At 43.0% G+C, this 18,869-nt stretch carries 23 protein-coding genes; 10 read left to right on the top strand and 13 right to left on the bottom strand.

The window, feature by feature from the left end; translation table 11 throughout:
* Position 1: 1 nt before the first annotated feature.
* From ACN0QW_RS05900 to ACN0QW_RS05885, 4 genes are all read right to left on the bottom strand, one after another.
* Entirely contained in the window at positions 2 to 151 is a 150-nt protein-coding gene (locus tag ACN0QW_RS05900; RefSeq protein ID WP_299380544.1) for a cbb3-type cytochrome oxidase subunit 3, read from the bottom strand.
* A 10-nt stretch (positions 152 to 161) separates the two neighbouring features.
* Positions 162 to 887 (bottom strand): cytochrome-c oxidase, cbb3-type subunit II, encoded by a 726-nt coding sequence (gene ccoO / locus ACN0QW_RS05895; protein WP_417429608.1) that lies wholly within the window; start codon positions 885 to 887, stop codon positions 162 to 164.
* A 14-nt stretch (positions 888 to 901) separates the two neighbouring features.
* Entirely contained in the window at positions 902 to 2,572 is a 1,671-nt protein-coding gene (gene ccoN / locus ACN0QW_RS05890; RefSeq protein ID WP_417429606.1) for a cytochrome-c oxidase, cbb3-type subunit I, read from the bottom strand.
* A 162-nt stretch (positions 2,573 to 2,734) separates the two neighbouring features.
* A complete protein-coding gene (locus ACN0QW_RS05885) occupies positions 2,735 to 3,220 on the bottom strand; it encodes a hypothetical protein (RefSeq protein WP_417429604.1) in 486 nt (161 codons plus the stop codon).
* Between the two features lie 183 nt (positions 3,221 to 3,403).
* On the opposite strand from ACN0QW_RS05885, the gene ACN0QW_RS05880 reads away from it, so the two are divergent.
* Positions 3,404 to 4,144 carry a Crp/Fnr family transcriptional regulator gene (locus tag ACN0QW_RS05880; protein WP_417429602.1) on the top strand — a complete coding sequence of 247 codons (741 nt, stop codon included), beginning with the start codon at positions 3,404 to 3,406 and terminating at the stop codon, positions 4,142 to 4,144.
* Positions 4,145 to 4,588: 444 nt separating this feature from the next.
* Positions 4,589 to 5,365, top strand: a complete 777-nt coding sequence (locus ACN0QW_RS05875; protein ID WP_417429600.1) for an HpcH/HpaI aldolase family protein — start codon at positions 4,589 to 4,591, stop codon at positions 5,363 to 5,365.
* Between the two features lie 21 nt (positions 5,366 to 5,386).
* Here ACN0QW_RS05875 and ACN0QW_RS05870 read toward each other — a convergent pair whose 3' ends face one another.
* The 5 genes from ACN0QW_RS05870 to ACN0QW_RS05850 form a co-directional block, all read right to left on the bottom strand.
* Positions 5,387 to 5,869 (bottom strand): SPOR domain-containing protein, encoded by a 483-nt coding sequence (locus ACN0QW_RS05870; protein ID WP_417429598.1) that lies wholly within the window; start codon positions 5,867 to 5,869, stop codon positions 5,387 to 5,389.
* 216 nt (positions 5,870 to 6,085) lie between these two features.
* Entirely contained in the window at positions 6,086 to 7,312 is a 1,227-nt protein-coding gene (locus ACN0QW_RS05865; protein WP_417429596.1) for a polyhydroxyalkanoate depolymerase, read from the bottom strand.
* Positions 7,313 to 7,591: 279 nt separating this feature from the next.
* On the bottom strand, positions 7,592 to 7,870 hold the full coding sequence (locus ACN0QW_RS05860) for a hypothetical protein (protein ID WP_417429594.1): 279 nt from the start codon (positions 7,868 to 7,870) through the stop codon (positions 7,592 to 7,594).
* A 54-nt stretch (positions 7,871 to 7,924) separates the two neighbouring features.
* The gene (locus tag ACN0QW_RS05855) at positions 7,925 to 8,053 is read right to left on the bottom strand and encodes a hypothetical protein (protein ID WP_299380839.1); all 129 of its coding nucleotides are present in this window, start codon (positions 8,051 to 8,053) and stop codon (positions 7,925 to 7,927) included.
* Between the two features lie 202 nt (positions 8,054 to 8,255).
* On the bottom strand, positions 8,256 to 9,464 hold the full coding sequence (locus tag ACN0QW_RS05850) for an NAD(P)/FAD-dependent oxidoreductase (RefSeq protein ID WP_417429592.1): 1,209 nt from the start codon (positions 9,462 to 9,464) through the stop codon (positions 8,256 to 8,258).
* Between the two features lie 273 nt (positions 9,465 to 9,737).
* On the opposite strand from ACN0QW_RS05850, the gene rplM reads away from it, so the two are divergent.
* The 3 genes from rplM to ACN0QW_RS05835 all read left to right on the top strand — a co-directional run bounded on the left by rplM (position 9,738) and on the right by ACN0QW_RS05835 (position 11,283).
* The gene (gene rplM, locus ACN0QW_RS05845) at positions 9,738 to 10,202 is read left to right on the top strand and encodes a 50S ribosomal protein L13 (RefSeq protein ID WP_047765626.1); all 465 of its coding nucleotides are present in this window, start codon (positions 9,738 to 9,740) and stop codon (positions 10,200 to 10,202) included.
* 2 nt (positions 10,203 to 10,204) lie between these two features.
* Positions 10,205 to 10,690 carry a 30S ribosomal protein S9 gene (gene rpsI, locus ACN0QW_RS05840; protein ID WP_299380841.1) on the top strand — a complete coding sequence of 162 codons (486 nt, stop codon included), beginning with the start codon at positions 10,205 to 10,207 and terminating at the stop codon, positions 10,688 to 10,690.
* A gap of 95 nt (positions 10,691 to 10,785) precedes the next feature.
* Entirely contained in the window at positions 10,786 to 11,283 is a 498-nt protein-coding gene (locus ACN0QW_RS05835; RefSeq protein ID WP_417429589.1) for a GNAT family N-acetyltransferase, read from the top strand.
* A gap of 123 nt (positions 11,284 to 11,406) precedes the next feature.
* On the opposite strand, the gene ACN0QW_RS05830 is transcribed toward ACN0QW_RS05835, so the two are convergent.
* Both ACN0QW_RS05830 and ACN0QW_RS05825 read right to left on the bottom strand, forming a co-directional pair.
* A complete protein-coding gene (locus tag ACN0QW_RS05830) occupies positions 11,407 to 11,991 on the bottom strand; it encodes a LysE family translocator (protein ID WP_417429587.1) in 585 nt (194 codons plus the stop codon).
* 211 nt (positions 11,992 to 12,202) lie between these two features.
* Complete coding sequence (locus tag ACN0QW_RS05825) at positions 12,203 to 12,802, bottom strand: short chain dehydrogenase (RefSeq protein ID WP_417429585.1); 600 nt, start codon at positions 12,800 to 12,802, stop codon at positions 12,203 to 12,205.
* A 135-nt stretch (positions 12,803 to 12,937) separates the two neighbouring features.
* On the opposite strand from ACN0QW_RS05825, the gene ACN0QW_RS05820 reads away from it, so the two are divergent.
* Entirely contained in the window at positions 12,938 to 13,858 is a 921-nt protein-coding gene (locus tag ACN0QW_RS05820; protein WP_417429583.1) for a LysR family transcriptional regulator, read from the top strand.
* A gap of 64 nt (positions 13,859 to 13,922) precedes the next feature.
* Here the strand turns inward: ACN0QW_RS05820 and ACN0QW_RS05815 are convergent, their stop codons facing one another.
* Entirely contained in the window at positions 13,923 to 14,837 is a 915-nt protein-coding gene (locus tag ACN0QW_RS05815) for a DMT family transporter (RefSeq protein WP_417429581.1), read from the bottom strand.
* Positions 14,838 to 14,985: 148 nt separating this feature from the next.
* On the opposite strand from ACN0QW_RS05815, the gene ACN0QW_RS05810 reads away from it, so the two are divergent.
* The 3 genes from ACN0QW_RS05810 (at position 14,986) to argC (ending at position 17,687) form a co-directional block, all read left to right on the top strand.
* Positions 14,986 to 15,906 carry a LysR substrate-binding domain-containing protein gene (locus ACN0QW_RS05810; RefSeq protein ID WP_417429579.1) on the top strand — a complete coding sequence of 307 codons (921 nt, stop codon included), beginning with the start codon at positions 14,986 to 14,988 and terminating at the stop codon, positions 15,904 to 15,906.
* Between the two features lie 103 nt (positions 15,907 to 16,009).
* On the top strand, positions 16,010 to 16,495 hold the full coding sequence (locus ACN0QW_RS05805; RefSeq protein WP_417429577.1) for a hypothetical protein: 486 nt from the start codon (positions 16,010 to 16,012) through the stop codon (positions 16,493 to 16,495).
* Between the two features lie 244 nt (positions 16,496 to 16,739).
* Positions 16,740 to 17,687 carry an N-acetyl-gamma-glutamyl-phosphate reductase gene (gene argC, locus ACN0QW_RS05800; RefSeq protein WP_417429575.1) on the top strand — a complete coding sequence of 316 codons (948 nt, stop codon included), beginning with the start codon at positions 16,740 to 16,742 and terminating at the stop codon, positions 17,685 to 17,687.
* Positions 17,688 to 17,796: 109 nt separating this feature from the next.
* Here argC and ACN0QW_RS05795 read toward each other — a convergent pair whose 3' ends face one another.
* Positions 17,797 to 18,144, bottom strand: a complete 348-nt coding sequence (locus ACN0QW_RS05795) for a hypothetical protein (RefSeq protein WP_417429573.1) — start codon at positions 18,142 to 18,144, stop codon at positions 17,797 to 17,799.
* A gap of 170 nt (positions 18,145 to 18,314) precedes the next feature.
* Between ACN0QW_RS05795 and ACN0QW_RS05790 the strand changes: the two genes are divergently transcribed.
* Positions 18,315 to 18,857, top strand: coding sequence for a gamma carbonic anhydrase family protein (locus ACN0QW_RS05790; RefSeq protein ID WP_417429571.1), 543 nt, complete (start codon positions 18,315 to 18,317; stop codon positions 18,855 to 18,857).
* Positions 18,858 to 18,869 lie beyond the last annotated feature (12 nt).

Raw genomic sequence — 18,869 nt, 5'->3', positions numbered from 1 at the left:
ACTAGTCATCCTCTAATGGAATTTGAGCGGCGTGATCAAACTTGCTTTTGTTCTTTGGCCAAAGCGCATAAATAACGCCACCCAAGAACATCACAACCAGATACACAAGCCCCCAAGTTTGCGAAAAAGTAGAAATGTCGTTGTATTCCATAACAGTCTCCTTATCGCAGTTCCGGGCCTTCAGCCTTATAGGCTGAGAAGTCCACGAGGGTGCCAAGCATTTGCAGGTAGGCAATCAAAGCATCCATTTCAGTAATTACCTTGGCATTATCGTCAAAATTACGAACTTGTGCTTTTGGATAACGAGCAAGTAATCCATCAGTATCACCGTCAGGATCAACCTGGGCACGTAAGTCCGCCTCTGCCAATTCGATCATCTCGTCACTATAAGGAACACCGACCATACGGTTCGCTTCCAGATGTTCTTTGATATCGTTAAAACGAAGAGGCGCATCAAGAAGGAAAGGATACCCAGGCATTACAGATTCAGGAACAATACCACGTGGATTAACCAAGTGTTCCTTGTGCCATTCATCAGAATACTTACCGCCAACTCTTGCTAAATCAGGCCCTGTACGTTTTGACCCCCATTGAAAGGGGTGATCGTACATTGATTCAGCCGCGAGAGAATAGTGACCATATCTTTCTACTTCGTCGCGCAAAGAACGAATCATTTGCGAGTGACAGTTATGACAGCCTTCACGAATGTAAATGTTACGTCCTGCCAACTCCAAAGGAGAATAAGGACGCATCCCTTTCACTTTTTCAATTGTACTCTCAAGAAAGAAAAGCGGTGCAATTTCGATAAGACCACCGATTGAAACAACAATCAGGATCCCGATTAGTAGTACGATTGAGTTTTTCTCAAATATGTCATGTTTAATCATGATCTAAACCCTCCTTATTCTGCAGCTACGGGGCTAGGAACAGCTTCAGGAGCAAGTGAACGACTTTCCGTTCTGACATCTCCACGGGCTGTCCGCCACAGGTTGTAAGCCATGATCAAAGAACCGATCACAAAGAAGGCACCACCAATTGCACGGATCCAATAGAAAGGATTCATCGCTTCGACAGTTTCTACGAAAGAGTATTCTAGGAAGCCAAGATCATCATACGCACGCCACATTAGGCCCTGTAGAATACCGGACACCCACATGGACGTGATGTATAGCAAGATACCAAAAGTGGAGATCCAGAAGTGATAGCTCACCAACTTCAAAGAATAGAGCTGTGTTCGGTTCCAAAGCCATGGGACAAGGCAATAAAGAGCACCGAAGCTGACATACGCAACCCAGCCCAACGCACCAGAATGAACATGTCCAACAGTCCAGTCAGTATAGTGGCTGAGTGAATTCACGGCCTTAATGGCCATCACAGGACCTTCGAAGGTACTCATACCGTAGAAGGCAATTGATACAACAAGCATCCGTAATACCGGATCGGTACGCAGTTTGTCCCAAGCACCAGACAGTGTCATAAGACCGTTGATCATGCCGCCCCATGATGGCATCCAGAGCATAATTGAGAAGGTCATTCCCAATGTCTGTGCCCAATCAGGAAGCGCTGTATAGTGCAAGTGGTGAGGTCCGGCCCAGATGTACATGAAAATCAAAGACCAGAAGTGAACAATTGAAAGGCGATAGGAATAAACCGGGCGATTAGCTCTTTTAGGGACGAAATAATACATAATCGCCAAGAAACCAGCCGTCAGGAAGAAGCCAACAGCATTATGCCCATACCACCATTGTGTTAGCGCATCCTGTACCCCGGCAAAAAGAATATAGCTCTTAGAGCTGGTCCAGGAAACCGGAACAGTCAGGTTGTTGACAATATGTAAGAGGGCAATCGTGACGATGAAAGCCAGATAAAACCAGTTAGCCACATATATATGCGGTTCACGGCGCTTCCAAAGTGTACCAAGGAAAACAAATAGATAAACAACCCAGACAATCGTCAGCCAAATATCTGTATACCATTCGGGTTCCGCATATTCTTTACCCTGCGTTGCGCCCATTAAATAACCGGTTGCAGCAACAACAATAAAGAGCTGATATCCCCAAAATACAAACCATGAGGAGAAAACACCGGGAAGGCGAGCTTTACAGGTTCTTTGAACAACATAAAAAGATGTCGCCAAAAGAACGTTACCACCAAAAGCAAAAATTACCGCAGATGTATGGAGAGGACGCAATCGACCAAAATTGAAATAAGAAGTATCAAAGTTTAAGTCTGGATACGCCAATTGAAAGGCAATTGTATCACCAGCTAAAAAACCAGCAATCCCCCAGAAAACAGAGGCGATCACCCCAGCCTTAATGACCTTAAGATCATATTCTATTGGAGCGTCTACTGATTGAGTTGCAAGGCTCTCTGATTTGTCAAAATAAGCCTTAATTATACCAAAAATTCCAAGTAAAAATGCACCTGCAAAGATATATGCATGTACAGACATTACCGGGTCTTCGGTTCGCGCGGCTGTTAGTGTGGCGTAAAATGTGCCAATCACCAATGCCGCAGCTATTACCCACCCGTCGAGGGGCATTTTTGCTTTTGCGGTAGTTTCCCGAGTCATTCCTGAAGTCGCCTTTTATCATAAAAAACGTGATAATACTGTGAGATAGAACACCCCATAGTACCCCGTAATCTACCAATCAAGTACAAAAGAGCATTGATCTAAGTCAATGATACGGGATGACGCACCCTCAAAAAAGAATCGTAAATTTTGTTTTACCGATTAGTGTCGAGTGATTAATTTTTCAGTTATTTTTTTACAAAGCCTGACTGCGTCACAAACATACCCTTTGTTGATTAGTTGGTTCGGTATGGACTTAGTATAACCACTTTCAGGAATAATTTCATTTCGAATATCAATTGTTAGATGTATTGCCTGACATCCACGTTCTGAAGCTTGATCTTCCAGCCATTCCAAAAGAGTTTCAGATATATCGTTGCGGCCAAGCATATCTGCAGTAACGTAGTTAGTAACATCCATAACTATCTGATGCGTAACGTCTTCGACTACTTTGTAACAAAGAATCCCCATATAATATCCAGCGGTATTTTTCACTGTGATAATACCACATTCCCGGCTATCTCTGCCGATAAAGCTATTTACATAATCCATCCATTGGTCTGTTGTAATGTCACTTTTTAATGTTTGAATTAAAGGCAACACCTGAACAGTGTTAGATTGATTCAATGGTTTAATGGCAAATTGCACGGCTTTACTACCCACATATGACTTTGTTAAGGTTATTGAAGTCACGATAGAAAAATAAGTCTTTGATGTAGGTCAATATGACGCACAGAAATAATAAACTGAATTAATTTGTTACGTGTTTCTTTAGTACTCTTGTCGTAGTATCAATGTACTATAAAAAAATTAGTCAGGAATGATAAACGAATGAGAAGTGGCTCACACTTTGCCCAAACGGCCTCATCCAACCCTTTGGTGAACTCTCCATGTGAAAAATGTAACGTTGCTGGAATGAGCCTTTGCCACGCACTCTCTTGCGACGATCTTAAAAAACTATCATCCATTTCAACAGCCGTAGAAGTTGGCAAAGGTGTCACAATCATCAATGAAATGGACCCCGCTGACTTTTTGTTTAATGTAACGGCTGGTTCGATAAAGCTTTATAAACTGCTTCCTGATGGTCGTCGGCAAATGACAGGGTTCCTTTTTCCTGGCGACTTCCTTGGTATTGCGATGAACGATTGCTATGCCTATTCGGCTGAAGCGCTTGAAGACTGTAAACTCTGTAGATTTCCCCGAGCAAAGCTTGAAGCGCTGTTAAAAGAAATTCCTAATCTGGAAAACCGCCTCTTGAACATGCTCTCTAACGAGCTCGTTCTTGCACAAGATCAAATGTTATTGCTTGGTCGAAAAACGGCCATTGAAAAAGTCTCTAGCTTCCTTTTAACCCTTTCAAAACGGACCAAAAGTAAGACTGGCACAGGCGATGTAATATCCCTGCCAATGGGGCGCTCTGATATTGGTGATTATTTGGGCCTGACAACCGAAACAGTTAGTAGAACCCTGACCAATTTAAAGAAAAAAGGAATTATTTCTATTCCAACTAACGGTCAACTCGAAATCAATGATATCGAAGAACTAGCCGATCTAGCTGAAGGTATGGATTAATTGAATTATTCCAATACTTACATTTATGCGATCGGGTCAAATGTCATGGGACTTTACATAGATCAAATATTACCTATATCTATTCCTGTAGTCGCTCAGTATTAATCCGCTAGTAAAACGGAAATCATTGATAACTGGCTTTGGGAAAAGGGGTCTGTACGCTGCCTCGAGGCTCAATCTCGGGGCGCGATTGGACGCACTTCCCAAAGCGAGCCGCTTATCACGCAACAAGTAAGTCGTGATCTGGAACCTTGAAAAAGTGTTCTAGGAGGATGCATTTTTCTATGCATCCTCGGCTGGCTTGCTTACTTATTCACTTTGGCCCTTCGCTCAATTAGACTTTTCATCTGTAACCGCTTCGCTTAACGTATATTTATCAGACAATCGATTTGATAAACCCTCGATCACGCGCGCGAATTTTTCTTCAAACAATGGATATAAAAAATGGCAAGTCCTCAGCTTAAAAATAAACTTGGCGATCATCATCCCGTTTTTGGATGCTGGATTGATATGTTTAGTCCGATTGCAACCGAGATTATTGCGCAGGCAGGGAACGACTGTTTAATGATTGATCTTGAGCATGGCCCCGGCTCAGTAATGGATGCTATTACCCAAATGCAAGCAGCCAAAGCTTATGGTCCTAAAGCTTATGTCAGAGTTTCAAGTAATTCCAGTGCGAAGATAAAACGTGTTCTTGATGCTGGGGCCGATGGTGTTATGGTGCCGTCTGTTTCCAATAAAGAAGAAGCTGAATACGCCGTCGCGGCAGCTCATTATGCGCCACAAGGAAAAAGAGGGGTCGCCTCGACCATTGTCAGAGCTGCTGGTTACGGTGTTAATTCTCAAAGTTATTTAAAAAATTTCAACGATCAGGTGCTTTTGATTTGTCAAATAGAAAGCGCAGAAGGCGTTGAAAATGCAATAGAAATCGCGAACACCGATGGTGTGGATATGATTTTTATTGGCCCTTCAGATCTTTCTGCTGACTTGGGGTATCCTGGGGAAACAGATCACCCTGCAGTTCTAGAGGCTATATATAAGGTCGAGCAAATCGTAAAAGAAGCCGGAAAACTACTTGGCGCACTTCCAACACCGAATAGAAATGCCGAAGCACTTTTTAAATCCGGATACGATATGGTTCTGGATGGGAGTGATATTGGCTTTGTTGTCAAAGGTGCCAGAGAAAAAGTTGCACAACTTAAAGCAACCCTTGGCATTTAAGAGCCTTAGACGACAAACTATTTATAACTTAATGGGTACGCAGTACTGTTTTTTGCGCTTAAAGGCTTCACAAGCTTTATTCGCATCGGCCCGATCGCCGAAAGCGGCACCTAACACACGATAAAATGTGCCTTTTCCTGTGATTTTAACGGGCTTCAGTTGCAAGCTTAATCCGTTAGTTTCTTTGGGAAAGGCATTTTTCAACTCGGCCCATTCTTTTTCAGCGCTGGTTTTACTTTTATTCGAAGATAAATGAACAGCATATTTTCCCGTAGCTTTGATAACGGGCGGTTGTGCTATTTTTTCTGAGTTTTTTAAAGGAGCAGGGGTAATAACCGGCCCCTTTTGATCTGCTTCTTCGACATCATTAGTATCAAGAGCAGACATTTCAATTTTGTCTTCTTTAACGGCCTCTGCGCTGTCATTATCTTCAGAGAGCGACCCAAGCGCTTCTTTTGTTGAGTCTGCAGCCTGCTTAGAACCCTTCTTTATATCGTCCCACAAATCAACGCCCCAACCTTTGGTGTCGTCATACACACTTTCACACCCACTCAGGATCAAAGAAGAGCATAGAACAAGAATAAGCAAATATGAATGACGTAAAAATGGCATGGGCGAGCACCAAGAAAGGTTAGATGTAACTTACATTTAATCCTAAATAGTACATATTTATAAAAAGATAATTAACTCTATGACTTATTAACGATATTGTTATGTCAATTATGACTTGGGATGATGCTTTTCGATAAAGTTATTAATCACGACAGAAACGCTTTCGCGCCATTTTCGGCCATTAAAGATACCATAATGTCCAACCCCGGGTTCTACGTGATTTTTATGTTTGCTTTTTGCAAGGGAAGAGCACATCTCGTGCGCAGCCTCGGTTTGTCCGGGCGCAGAAATATCGTCTAGTTCGCCTTCGACAGTAAGAAGTGCGGTCTTTTTTATTTTTGATGGGTCAACTGGTTGACCTTTCCATGTCATCGTACCTTTGGGAAGGCTTCTTTCCTGAAAGATATGTTGAATTGTATCCAGGTAAAATTCAGCCGTAACATCCATCACCGAAAGATATTCATCATAAAACTTGTTATGACTTTCTGTTGAATCTCCGTCACCTTTGATAAGGTTGTTAAAATGCTGCATATGCGCATCCACGTGACGCATAGAGTTCATGGATATAAACGCTGCCAACTGAAGAAATCCTGGGTAAACGCGTCGACCAGACCCTTCGTACTGAAGAGGTACAGTTGCGGTCAAGTTATCCCTAAACCATGAAAGAGATTTGCTATCCGCGAGCTTGGTGACTTCGGTCTCAGCAGCACCTGGATCAACTGGCCCACCCATTAGAGTCATGGTGCTTGGTTGTGCCGGATCATCATTTGCCGCCAAAATTGAAACCGCAGCAAGAACCAGTGGCGCAGGTTGACATACAGCAATCACATGTAGGTCCGGGCCTAGCAATTTCATGTAGTCGACCAGATATTCAATATATTCATCAAGCCCAAAATCGCCATCGGACGCCGGAACTTTACTGACATCCGTCCAGTCAGTGACATAAACTTCATGATGCTCGACAAGGGTCTTAACAGTTCCACGCAACAGGGTTGCAAAGTGTCCTGACATAGGGGAAACCAGCAGGATCTTTTTCGGAGACTCTGCAAGATCACACTTAAAGCGGATGAGATCCCCGAAAGGTCTGTGATCAATTCTGGCAAGATCAATCGGATGAATGCCGTCTTCGCGATATAAGGCTTGAAATCCCCATTCCGGTTTCCCGCGATGGCGAATGACACCTTCGATCACATCAGCACCGGCGGCCATTATTTTCCCCATATAAGTTTGGGAAAGAGGGAACAGAGGGTTATTGAAGTAGGTTTTTGTGAGCTGCGTCATAGCGCGCATTGGACCCAAAGCAGCACTTTGCATATCGAAGTATGTATATAACACGTCATCTACCCCTAATTAATAAAGCAGCTTTATCAGTTCAAAAAACTATATAAAACCTTCTATTCACACGAGAACCAGGCCAAAAGATAAAGCAGAAAGAATAACTATTTCCTTGCTGTAATATCGTCCATTAAATCTAATATACCAAAAAACACTTTATTGTGCACCGCACAATGAGCCTAAAACCTAAGCATCTTTGACTAAACAGTCAATGATTGTCTGACTTTTCACAGAGGTTTCATGAAAGCGTCAATTAAGGAAATCAACGCAAAGAGAGACTTAAGGAGCTGATGCTCTTGCAGATGAACGAGAGTCTGAGTGGCAAAAATCTCTACCTTTTTTCGTCAGCTTGCAAACAATCCAGTCGGGTTTCAGAGCATTACTAAACCATGGCTCAGCCCATCCGTAATCAATACAAGCTTGTATCAACCGGACATCATAGTGTTGACCCTGTTCATCAAAAAGAGGCAGTTTTCCACCCGCTTGATCAAGGCCGCGTTTAAGCCACTTAAGTTGTTTGGAGTTTGGTTTTGGGGATTGTTTTTTGTTCTTTGGCATAATGGAAATTCTATCACAAAAGGATAAGATGGCCAAAGGTCTTACGAGTGGGGATTAAGCGCCTAATGAGATTGATGAATTGCCTTGTGGTTGTAAAAGTCGCTTGACGATTTCTCTGTACTCGACATCCCAAACCAAACGATCGACATCAATATCTTCATTCATATCTTTATGTGATGACATAGACATTTTAGCCCGCATATCTGTGCGATTTATTCTTTTAAAGTTTCCCATGACTTCAATATAAGGAATAAAACAAAGCCGTGTTGGGGCAAAAAAGTGGTAAGAATGTGAACAGAAGAGGGGAGAAAGTATTCCCATGGAAAGGTATTGCCACATATTATAATAATAACAATACCTTACCATGGTTAATTAATGTTAATACCTATATCACATTAAGCTCTTTAACTGGGGTCTTATTGATAATTCTTTCCATACCAAAAATGGACAGATCCAGACTCCGGTATTCTCTATAGATAATCAGTTCTGATAACGCACGCCCGACCGCCGGTGCCTGTTGCAGGCCATGCCCGCTAAAGCCGTTGGCAAAGTAAAGATTACCAACATTCGGATGTGTTCCCAGTACAACGTTTTGATCCAACAGGTTGTATGCATAGTGTCCCGCCCATGCATTGATCTGTTTAATTGACTCAAAAGCCGTGACCCGATTGGCAAGTGTGGGCCAGATATGCTCATCAAAAAGATCGTAATCCACATGATAGTCAAAACACTCGGGATCATGACCATCCAGCGGAGAGGTCCCACAGATAAAATGCTCGCCCTCTGGCCTGAAATATACCCCGTTGGTATCAACGACAAGCGGACTGGTAGCTATTTCTTCGCGACAGTTAAAGACAAAGACACAGCGTTTACGGCTTTCAATGGGAATACTAATTCCAGCCATAGCGGCAATCCGTGATGCCATAGGCCCCGCAGCGTTAATAAAATGTTCGCCTGAAATTTTTTCCCCCGAAACACTTTCAGATGTTTTCAATTCAGCAGCGATAATCTCATCACCAGATTTTTCAAATCCTGTAACTTCACCGTCTTTATATATAACGCCCAGCTCTTTGTTTTTTGCCCTGAACAATTGCAACAGGCTATAGGCATCAAACCAGCCTTCACCCGACAGCCCCAAAGACCCTAGGGCAATATCATCACAGTTCATCCAGGGAAACAGCTCTTTTAAGAGGGCAGGGGTAAGAAGCGAGATATCAGCCCCGAGTTCATTTTGTATCTGATTGTTATAATAAAGTGTTTCCTGCCCCTTATCACTGGCGAGAAGCAAATACCCCTTTTCTTGCAAGCCTATATCCAGCGCATTTGTGGGCTGTTGCCCTGTGTCTAATACCAGATGTTCAGAAAGGTTACGCAGGAAATCTATACCAAAGAGGGATATATTGATATTTTCGGGTGTTGAAAATTGCTGTCGAATTGACGCTGCGGACAAGGTTGTTGATGATCCTTGATAGCTGCTATCTTTTTCTATGACGGTAATCTTCCCATTAAATGTCGTATTACTTGCCAGAAAGTAAGCAGCGGCACTTCCGATAATGCCTCCACCGACAATAACGACATCTGATGTCTTGGTCATACATACTCCATATTTAATATTATATACGAAGTCACATCTTTACGCGCAGTTCTCATACAGACAACAGATTTATTACTTCTAAGGATAAAAAAGCTCAAATTTATGGGGTACTATATTACCGTAATTTTAACTTGTTGTTTTTATTAGGAAAATAAAATTTTTCTGAAATGTTTTTGTTTGACAGCTGTTATACACTGTATTAGAACCCACCAACGCAAGAGCACTAAGGTGTGTCTTGCCCCTTATTACAACAGTATGCAATGGCTCTGTTAAATGAAAACTTATTCTGCTAAACCCGCAGATATCGAGAAAAAGTGGTTCGTGATCGATGCTGAAGGCATTGTTCTTGGTCGCTTGGCTGTCGAAGTCGCAAATATCCTGCGCGGTAAAAACAAAGTAACATTCACACCACACATGGATTGTGGTGATAATGTTATCATCATCAATGCCGAGAAAGTCGCCCTTACAGGTAACAAATTGGCTGACAAAAAGTACTACTGGCATACTGGCCACCCTGGCGGTATCAAAGAACGTACAGCTGGTCAGATCCTGGACGGTCGCTTCCCTGAGCGTGTTGTTCAAAAAGCTATCGAACGTATGGTTCCTAAAGGTCCTCTCGGTCGTCAGCAAATGCGCAACCTTCGCGTTGTTGTTGGTCCTGACCACAATCATGAAGCTCAGCAGCCAGAAGTTCTGGATTTTGCTTCTAAAAACACCAAGAACAAGAGGAGCCAGTAACAATGGCTGAAGAAACCCTCAACTCTTTGAGTGATCTTGGCGGTGCAGCACCTGCAGTCGAAGATACAACCGCAGTTGTTGCCGAGCCAAAACTAGACGCACAAGGTCGTGCTTATGCTACTGGTAAGCGTAAAGACGCCATTGCTCGCGTATGGATCAAGCCAGGTACTGGTAAAATCTCCGTAAACGGTCGCGAGCAAGAAGTTTACTTTGCGCGTCCAGTTCTACGTATGATGATCGCACAGCCTTTCGAGACTGTTGAGCGCACTGGTCAGTTCGACGTGGTTTGCACAGTAAAAGGCGGTGGTCTTTCTGGTCAAGCTGGTGCTGTTCGTCACGGTATCTCAAAAGCTCTTACTTACTTCGAGCCAGGCCTTCGTCCTGCGCTTAAAGCACGCGGCTTCCTTACACGTGATGCCCGTGTTGTTGAACGTAAGAAATACGGTAAGGCGAAAGCCCGTCGTAGCTTCCAGTTCTCCAAGCGTTAAGCTTCGAAGAGTAGAAGTTCAGAAATTCGAAAAGGGCTGCCAGTTTGGCGGTCCTTTTTGTTGGATTATACAAGTGTATATCGTAAGTTCTTTGGATGGATTATACAGATATAACGCTAGAGCCACTTACTGCTGCACATGCAAAAGTAATGTATCCCGGTTTATGTGATCCCCAGCTTTACACCTTTACGGATGATGCTCCGCCAAAAAGTCTTGAGGATTTACGCCGTACCTATAAACGACGTGAAAAAGGTATTTCCCCCGACAACAGCGAACTTTGGTTAAACTGGATTATAAAACATCAACAAATCGACAAATGTTTGGGTTATGTACAGGCAACGCTGAACAAGAAAACAAGACAAGCTGAAGTAGCTTACGTTGTCTTTAGCCCATATTGGCATCAAGGTATTGCAAAACACGCAACCGAAATGATGTTAAAGCACTTAAAAGAAAACATGTCCGTAAGACACTTCAAAGCTGTCATCCATAATCAAAATCTGGCTTCAAACTCAGTCATTCAAGCTATAGGTTTTGTTGAAACAGAAGCATTAAACTATGAAACAGTTTATGAATTGAACATTGATAGAATGTAATTCAATTCTCTGATCTGTTTTCTGCCATGATAAGTATATTTTTATAACGTAAATACACTAGATATGCACAGAGCCAAAGGGCGGCATTTATTTGCAACGCATTGCTGCTCTCGGCTTGAGAATTTAGAACAAAAGTAAATAGAGAGCGACCGCGGCCAAGCCTGTTCCCATAAAGATGTTGAACAGGCGCAGGTGCTTTTCTGTTTGAACCAGAATCTTGGCCTGTTTTCCAACCACAGCCCAGGCGCCCACGCCAATAAAGCAGATTACAAAATACAAAGCACAGAACAGAAAAAGACTAGAAGGATCACCCTTTGTTGTGAAAGCTGTTACTCCTGAAATTGAGGCAATCCAGGCTTTAGGATTTAAAATATTGAGCAACATACCCTGAAAAAAACCAGGTTCTGTGCCTTCTTCTAGAGAAATGGCACCTTTCGAAAATACTATTTTATAGGCCATATACAACATAAATACCGCACCAGCATAACCTATTGTTTGCATGGTATGAGGAAACAGTATTGTTAGCTCTGCCGCGCCCAAACCAATGGCAAAGAGCAAGAGGGTAAAACCAATCGTTGCCCCGGCGACAAAAGGAATGGTTCGGTAAATCCCATGGTTCAGGCCGGATGTCATGGTAATAACATTCACTGGCCCCGGTGAAATCGACATGGTCAGGGCATAGGTACACATCGCAATAATAATAGACATAAGCTTAAAATACTCCTTAATTCAGAAACTATACTCCAGTCATCTAAGGAGCACTATGCGCCATAGTTAAGCTTAACTGTTCGATATTTTTACGTAATGAGTCGTTAAAGTTTTTTTGTTAGGTCACAGCATTTTTCAGAAAGAGAGAGATTCTTCTAACGGGTAATACTCGTTGATAACCAAGAGTAATACCAGTCAGTACAGGTGTCATCTAATCTACAATATAGGTCTGGCCTGTCTGTATACCTTCCACAGACTTGCTGTAGGCGAGCGCAGCCAGATCAGCATCAACGGGGGCATAACCTCTGAAATAAGGACCGTAGCTGTCCATTGCCTCTGTGATGACCGTTGGACTGACAGAGTTAATACGAACCCTGTTTGGCATTTCCATCGCAGCGGCCTTCACGAAGCTATCGATCGCACCATTGACCATTGCCGCAGAACTACCCAAGCGTATGGGATCGCGGTTCAGTATTCCGGTACTCAAGGTGAAAGAACCTTCGGGTGTAATGTAATCACGTCCAATTAGGACAAGATTAACCTGGCCCATCAATTTGTTTCTAATCCCGACCATATACTCTTCTTCGTTCATTTCCATAAATTCACCAAAATGAACAGAGCCCGTCGTGGAAACCAGCGCATCAAAATTTCCAACAGAGGCAAAAGCAGTTTTGATGGTTTCTTTATCGGTGATATCGATCCGTAGATCCCCCGTAGAACGCCCTGCGGTTATAACTTCGTGACGAACAGACAGTTCTTTGTGTACCGCTTTGCCAATTGTACCACTTGCGCCGACTAAAATTATTTTCATGGTAATCTCCTTATAAGATCAAATCACTTCTGGACAAAACCGGATCATTTCCGGAAATAAATCATTCACTGCTGGTAAATTTATTGTTTTTATTTAAAATGATAATACCAACAATTATGAACATATTGTTTTCATATGAATGCTAATAATCATCATTTAGAAGCCATGGCAGTTTTTGCCATTGTCGTGGAAGAGGGTAGCTTCACCCGCGCTGCTACGCGCCTTGGCTATTCGAAAGCCCATGTCAGCCAGCTTGTTTCCCGGCTGGAAAAACACTTCAACGCGCAATTACTTTTCAGAACGACCCGTAAGCTAGACCTGACCGAAGCCGGAAGTATCTTTTACGATCACTGCAAAGAAATCGCAGGAAGCGTTAGGAAGGCCCAAAAGGATCTTGAAGCTATAAAGGGAACAGTCTCGGGCTCTATTCGTTTGTCTGCACCCATTTCATTCGGGGAAGCTTTTTTAAGCGATATTACGCTTGGGTTTAATGCCCTTTATCCAGATGTAAAGTTTGAACTGGAACTCGATAACAAAATTAGGGATTTGCAATCAGAAAACATCGACATTGCCTTTCGTGCAACAACAACGATGGAAGATAATCTAGTGCCGATTAAACTGGGTAACTGGACAGAATATATCTGTGCATCACCTCAGTATCTGGAACACAAACCCGCTATCACAAAACCGCAGGATTTGTTGATACACCAGTTGTTGTTAAATGCGAGAAAGCTAGAGCCAACATTATGGCATTTTCAAAATGAAGCAGAATCCCATCGTGTTTCCATAGAAGCAAAGCTCTGTGTTCATCACTTTCCCATGCTCAAGAAAGCCATCTTATCCGGTGGTGGGATTGGTAAGTTACCATCTTATCTGGCAGAGGAAGAAATCGCCCAAGGGCAACTCGTTCGCCTGTTGCCTTCTTATCGAACAAAACTCCATCCTATTTTTATTGTCTATCCCTATCAGACACACCTACCGATCAAGGTCAGGAAATTTATCGATTTTGTGAAGCACTGGTTTGCCGTACAAGATCACTTTTTGAAAGAGCACTGATAAGCCAAATAAGAAAGTAACAAGAGAAGGGGATCAGCACATCTCTTGTTACAGAATTCCTTGATCAGCTGCTTTCTTTTACTTTCACCCCTGACGGAAAGATTTTCCAGCCAAGATTGACGGCGGCTGCACTAACCAGGATGAGCATAATACCCGTGAACTGAAGAGTGCTTAGCATTTGATCGTAAAAAACATAATCTACACCCAAAGCAACCACCGGATAGATAAAAGATAAAACAGCAATCACGGGTGTCTGAAGTTTCTGGAAAGCCGAATACAAAATGATGTACATGAAACAGGTATTAATCAGACCAAGAGCGAGTAGATAACCCCAAACTTTGGTATCAGCTAGTGTGGGGGCCGTTGAGAAGTCAACCAAAGGGCTCAACATCACAATACCTAGGGTGACCTGAATAAAAGCAATCAGGTGTGGGCGCATGCCAGTTAACCGCTTGGTGATGATTGTTGTAATTGTATAAAGAATGGCCGCACCCAAGGCAAAACCGGCACCTTCGATCATAGACGTATCGCCCTGAAAACTATTGACATCAAGTTCAATAACAAAAATTAGGCCGAGGAAAGCGAGAATAAGCCACACAAACTTGTGAAGGCTGAACGCTTCGCCCAGAAACAGCGCACCAAAGAGAACAAGAAAGAAAGGCTGCGTATGATAAATAGCTGTATTAATAGAGATCGGCGACAGCTTGAAAGATGTAAAAAGCAGGATCCAGTTACAAACCAGTGCAAAACCGCTTAAAAGCGCAAGGGTAATATTCTTTTTGTTCAGGGCATCCGCGGTAAAATAGCCTTTCCACCAGCAAAACAGACCAAGTCCGATTGCCCCGAAGACACACCTGAAGAAAACAACATTAAAAGGGGTCTGCCCGGATTCAAAAACGAACAAGCCAATAAAACCGGAAAGGAACATCGCCAAAGACATTTGGGCGACGCCAATATTCAAACGAAAAGCCGAGGCCATTTTCTTAACTTTCATAAACAATAAATTATAATTTTTCCCGCTTTAGCTCGCTATATGATAACAGAGCAGTATGCGGCGTTGTTTTCAATATGGGTTGCTATATAATTTCTGTAAAACAAGAAGATATTAGGCTGAATAAGTTTTTCTAATGCTAAAGCAACGTAAATTACCGCCGCTAAATGCAGTCAAATCTTTCGAGGCCGCAGCCAGAGCAGGAAGTGTCTCCCTTGCTGCCGCTGAACTGTCCGTTTCTGCGTCCGCTGTAAGTCAGCAAATCAAAGGATTAGAACAGTGGCTAGGTATCAAACTTCTTGATCGTGGCCCCAACAGCTTTGCCCTGACAGAAAAGGGGGAAGAGTATCTAAAACAGCTTACAGTTATTTTGGATAACCTGGACGATCTTACGACAAGCCTTACGGGACAGGATAAAAAGAAGCTCCGTATTTCAACCCTGCAGTCATTCGCCGCCGAATGGCTTTTCCCGAGAATTAAAAAATTCAGGGACGCTTATCCGGATATTCAACTTGAACTGCTGACATCTGATTACCTTAGTGACCTCGCACGGGAAAACATCGATCTGGCTATTCGCTATGGACCGGGAAGCTATAAAGGTGTTGTGGAAGAAAAACTTATGGACGAAATGATCGGCCCTGCCTGTCATCCTGATTTAATGTCTGGGGATAAAAATCTTTCTGATTACACGCTTTTAAAAGATTCTGGCGGACCAGAAGGCATCAAACTTTCTCTCGAAAGATGGCTGAACCAGACAACCGGAAACATTGGCATAGAAGGTGATAGTATTGCCTTTAGTGATACGCACCTTTTGATTGGCGCAGCACGACAAGGGCAGGGGATAATGTTGGGCCGATCGGTTCTTATTGCAGATGATTTTGTATCGGGAGATCTTGTTCCTGCAATGACTGACTGGAAACAATCTCCTTTTAGTTACTATCTAGTACATTCAGAATTACGGGAACCCTCGCAATCAGCAAAAACTTTTCGCAGATGGTTACGTGCGGAAATCAAAGCCTTTGAGGCCGACCTTCCTTCTGTTCTAAAAGTAAGCTAAACAGGTTATTGGCTTAATATATGCATGTAAAAAACACAGCTTCTTTGCTCTCAAAAAAGAACATTAGGTCTAAAGACTATATAGGCCAATAAGGAATATGAAAATGAATTACAAAGCGATTTTGTTACTGCTTTCTTTTTCTTTAGCGAGTTGCATCACAACACCAGCTGTCGATGACACAAAAACCTACTACAGTGATCAAGAGCTCATCGCCGCCGGAGCAACACAGCTAATGGGCTCTGATATTGTCGGGGCCTTTTCTGGAAATACCCTGTACGGCAAATATGTGGATCATACAAAATCTGAACAAGACCCCAACGCTAATCGCTGGGTAGAGTTTCTTTCTGGCGATGGCCGGATCGCCTATTACGATTTCACACAACTTGTTCAGGGTACATGGCAGATACGAACCAACCTGATCTGTTTTAATTACCTGTTTGAAATACCCCAACCAGAAAACTGTTTTGTTGTTTATGCTTTGGGTGACCGACACTTCTTTATCTCAACCCGCCAACAGACAACAGGTGATGTTGTAACGACCGTTCTGGGCCGTAAAAACGGAAACGCTGCAGGGTTAGAGCTGAAATAACAACTGATATAATTGACCAAGTAGAAGTGCTATTTGGTCAATTATATGCTTACAAGAAATCAGCTTTAGCTATGACTTAATAAGCTCGCGTAAAATTAGCTGATCAATATTCTCAAACGCCCCCATAGCTGTTGTGTTCGATCACTTACTTAGCATGTATACGAATATCTAAGTTTCTGTATTGAAATACAAAAAATAATGTGTAGTTATAGGGCACGTATTATTATTTTTTGAGGTTAATCCAATGTCGACAGGCAAAAGAATTTTTATTGATGGCGAAGCTGGCACGACTGGCCTGCAGGTCCGTCAACGCCTGGAAAATCGTCAAGACCTTGAAATACTATCGATTGCACCTGAATTGCGTAAAGACGCAGCAGCAAGAAAAGAGCTCTTAAATTCTGCAGATCTTGTCATTCTGTGTCTGCCGGATGCAGCAGCGATAGAGGCTGTGTCTCTGGTAGAAAATCCTGATGTACGCATTATCGATGCCTCAACGGCTTATCGGATTGCCCCCGATTGGACTTATGGTTTCCCGGAAATGACAGAAGGTCATCGGGAAAAGATCGCCAATTCCAAACGCGTGAGTAATCCGGGCTGTTACCCAACCGGTGCTATTGCGTTGTTGCGGCCTTTGATTGAACGAAACATTGTATCCAAGGATACTCTGATCAACGTACAGGGTGTTTCCGGTTACAGTGGGGGCGGTAAAGCCCTTATCGAAATTCACGAAGGCGGCCAAGCCGAGCCTTTTGGTACTTATGGGCTTTCATTGCAGCACAAGCATGTGCCCGAAATGACGCAGCACAATGGCTTAACGCATAAGCCGTTATTCATGCCCTCTGTCGGTGACTACGCCCAAGGAATGCTGGTTTCAATTCCACTACACTATGCCCAGACGAAAAGTGGCGTAAGCGGCACCTTGTTACAGGAAAACCTCGCCGAACATTATCAAGACAGCCGCTTTGTGAAGGTCAAGAACCTGAACAATTCGGAAAACCTGGAACGTGCGGCATTTCTAAGGCCCGATGCTTTAAATGGAAGTAACGAACTTGAGCTCTTTGTGTTCGCAAATGACGCGGCAGACCAAGCGCTTTTAATAGCAAGGCTTGATAACCTCGGTAAAGGAGCATCAGGGGCTGCTGTACAGAACCTTAACTTGATGCTGGGCTTGGCAGAAGACGCTGGCCTTTAAGGGGGTATGGACATATAGAGGTCATTGACCTTTGAGTACCGACAAATTCAAGGCAATAAAAAAGGACGGGAAACCGTCCTTTTGTTTTTCCGAATATAATTTTTAGCTCTTATCCAACCGGATACCATTGTTGGCAAAGGCGAGGGCCACGAGCCTCTTTATTACCATTAATACCAAATTGTAGCATTTTCAGAGTTCTGTTCGCCAGTTCACGAATATGAGATTCCGGAACACCTGCGCGACTTAATTTAGAGCGGGATTTTCTTGCTCTTTCATTATGAGCCGCAGATTTTTGAAGTTGATTAACTTTGGTATAAGCTTTTGCAAGACAAACTTGCTGTTGATACCATCTTGGTTCGTTGAACTGCGCATAGCTTGGTGTCGAAAACGAAAACGTACTAATGCCAATAGCGGCAACAAGTGCAAAAGTGGCGAAACATTTGGTGCCTTTAGGCATATTTTCTGCTCTCCAGCAAAGGTCAAAACTTAATCACATGGTCTTATATATGGTTTCCAGGTGATTTAAAAATGGTAAAGATAGGACAAAGTAATTTTTTATATCGCACTTTTTTAATTTTGTTAACAAAATATTTTGCCCAAAAACCTGAATAGAAAGCGAAACATAACGTGTCTGGTATCATAAAGTCTTATCGTGGAATAACCCCACGAATTTCAAAAGATGCATTTATCGCAGAAAACGCGGTTATCATTGGCGATGTTGAAATCGGGGCAGGTGCGTCCATTTGGTACAATTGCGTTTTGCGTGGTGATGTAAATTCCATAAACATAGGCGAGAACACCAATATACAAGATGGTACAATCATACACGTCAATCACGACCGTACAGGTGGTGATTACAGGGAAACAGGCGGCGGTATTCCAACCCGGATTGGCAACGGAGTTACTGTGGGCCACATGGCCCTCTTACACGCCTGTGAAGTTGAAGACGATGCCTTTATCGGCATGAGGTCCGTCGTCATGGACAAAGCTATTGTGGAGACAAATGCCATGGTCGCAGCCGGGGCGTTGGTCACCCCGGGTAAGGTCGTACCAACAGGGGAGCTTTGGTCCGGATCACCGGCAAAAAAATTCCGTGATTTAAAACCTACAGAGCTGGATGAAATAAGATACTCCGCAGCGAATTATAAAAAATTAAGTGAGAGCTACTGAAAAGATAACAAC

It is taken from the genome of Kiloniella sp., assembly GCF_048259265.1.
GTDB lineage: Bacteria > Pseudomonadota > Alphaproteobacteria > Kiloniellales > Kiloniellaceae > Kiloniella.
The sequence above is the reverse complement of the archived record's forward strand: the minus strand, read 5'-3'. Positions and strand labels throughout refer to the sequence as shown.